This is a genomic window from Bradyrhizobium sp. LeoA1Lang (assembly GCF_055413685.1).
This window is the reverse complement of sequence record NZ_JBVAPG010000368.1, coordinates 1-2,084: the sequence shown is the minus strand read 5'-3', so window position 1 is coordinate 2,084 and position 2,084 is coordinate 1. Positions and strand designations below refer to the sequence as shown.

Sequence of the window (2,084 nt, the reverse complement as noted above, 5' to 3'; positions counted from 1 at the left end):
GACATCTTCGCCTTCATCGAAGGCTTCTACAATCGAACGAGGCTCCATTCCGCCATCGGATATGTCGCGCCGATCGAGATGGAGCTAAAAGCTGCTTAAACCCGTCCACTTTTTCGGGGGAAGATCAAACTGGCGATTTTGGCTTACTGGGGTTGATAGGTGGCGGCTTGTTGATCGCGGCGAGAACTCGACGGGTGAACAGGAACTGTCGGATCAGTTCGGCCAGCCTGAGTGGGAGCATCTTGATGCAGTGGGCCCGTGCGGCGATGCGCAACAACAGGTAGGCAATCATCGCAGCGAGCGCCTGCAGGCGGATGGCATTGTCGTTGGTGCCGAGGAATTTGCGGATATCGAGGTGCTGCTTGATCCAGCGGAACAGCAGCTCGATTTGCCATCGGCTCTTGTAGAGGGTGGCGATCTCGACCGCGGTGCGGGCAAGGTCATTGGTCAGAAGCGTGATCTTGCCACCGTTCTGTCGCTTTACCTTGATCCGGCGCAGCGGGATCGGCAGTCGGGAGGCGCCCTTGCTGACGAGCTTGACCTCATCATCGGCGAGAATCTCGAAGCCGTCGCCCTTGCGCTTGCGGAGGGCACGATGCGTAACCGCCCGAAGACGGATGCTCGTCTTCGGGCGGGTGACGAAGAAAGCCTTGCTGTCATTGATCTTCCGCCACCAGCCGAAGTGGCAATATCCCTTGTCGAACACGTAGGTCGTGCCGGCCTGGATCGGAACCTGACGGCCGATCTCGACGTCATTGACGTTGGCGGGCGTCACCTCGACGCACTTCGGGACATCGCCCTTGGGGTCGTAGACAACGTGCAGCTTCATGCCGCGGATGCGGCCGTTCCACGCCGCCCAGCTGCAAACCTTGCCGAGTGGGACCGGGCTGGCGTCGATCAGGCGCACCATCTCGTTGCCCTCGCTCCGCAGCTGCCGGCTTGCCATGGCCGACAAGGTCGCAAAGGTTTGTGCAAAAATGCCGACCGGGCGTCGGGCATTGGCATCCGACAGCGTCGAGCGGGACAGCTTGCCCGTCCCCAGATGATAATGGTGCTGAGCATTGGCGTTGAACCCCGCCTCCAGCCCGCGCAGACTGCTGTGACCGCTCAGTTGCGCATAGATCAGCGCCACCAGGTGATCCCAGCACTTGAACGACTTGTCGTAGGCATCCCCGCCCAGACGATCCACAACTGTCTGAAACCGCCGTCGATTGATCGGTTCAAGGAGTCTTCCAAAGATGCTACCGCGAAATCGCATGCTCGGCCTTCTGTGTCTCGACAACCAGAAACGCCGATTTGCCTCGGTTTTGCCGAGCATGCACTGCGACATAGCGATTCATTCCCCGGACAGCCCTGCCGCTTCCGGGAACAGCCGCGCGGCCTCGGTCATCGCCATCCAGTCCGACTCGCCATGGATGGCGCGCCGGCCCCGAATGCGGCGCGGTTCAGCGGCGGCGAAGGCGCCATTGCCTCTCATGGCCACGCGCAGAGCGAACACGACGGCGAGCGCCGCGATCGTCGCTCCGATGACAGTCGCGGGATCGGCATGGGCGAGAAGCCGGTCTCCACCGGTCAGGGCATGGGCGAAGGAATGCAGACGGGCGATCTCGCGCGAGGCGGCAATCGCGACCACCAGCAAGCCACCGAACACGACGCTCCAGCCGGCGGAGCGGATTGCCGTCGCACCGGCCGCCACGAGCAGGAAGACCACGCCGATCGCCCAGCCATGAGGTAGGGCAGGGCGATGCCGATCGGGCTGAGCACCAGGCGCGCGTTCGGGCTCGCCCCGAACTTCGACAGCCACGATTCGATGCCGGTGAGGGCAAGGCAGGTGCCAGCCATCAGCACGGCCGGCGCGATCGCCAGCGCGATTCTATTTGCTTTCATGACCGAACGTCTTCGCGCCGATGGCCATCAGGCGCTCGCGTTCTGCCTCGTTGCCGCGTAAACGGTCCGAGGCATCGATCAGCAATCCCAGCAGCAGCGCACGCTTCTCGTAGCGCAGCCCGGCCTTGGCGATCAGGCCGCCGAGCTCGATCTTCTCCCGCGTGTCCTTCTTGCGGGCGTTTGTGGCATCGGAGCGG

At 62.9% G+C, this 2,084-nt stretch carries 3 protein-coding genes; all 3 read right to left on the bottom strand.

Going from position 1 to position 2,084, the window contains the following annotated elements; genetic code table 11:
* Nucleotides 1–124: 124 nt before the first annotated feature.
* On the bottom strand, nucleotides 125–1,258 hold the full coding sequence (locus tag ACZYOF_RS43495) for an IS4 family transposase (RefSeq protein ID WP_463719558.1): 1,134 nt from the start codon (nucleotides 1,256–1,258) through the stop codon (nucleotides 125–127).
* A 78-nt stretch (nucleotides 1,259–1,336) separates the two neighbouring features.
* Nucleotides 1,337–1,711 carry a hypothetical protein gene (locus ACZYOF_RS43490; RefSeq protein WP_463719557.1) on the bottom strand — a complete coding sequence of 125 codons (375 nt, stop codon included), beginning with the start codon at nucleotides 1,709–1,711 and terminating at the stop codon, nucleotides 1,337–1,339.
* Nucleotides 1,712–1,873: 162 nt separating this feature from the next.
* Nucleotides 1,874–2,084: type IV conjugative transfer system coupling protein TraD (gene traD / locus ACZYOF_RS43485; RefSeq protein WP_463719556.1), on the bottom strand; the 211-nt coding region annotated here is incomplete at its 5' end.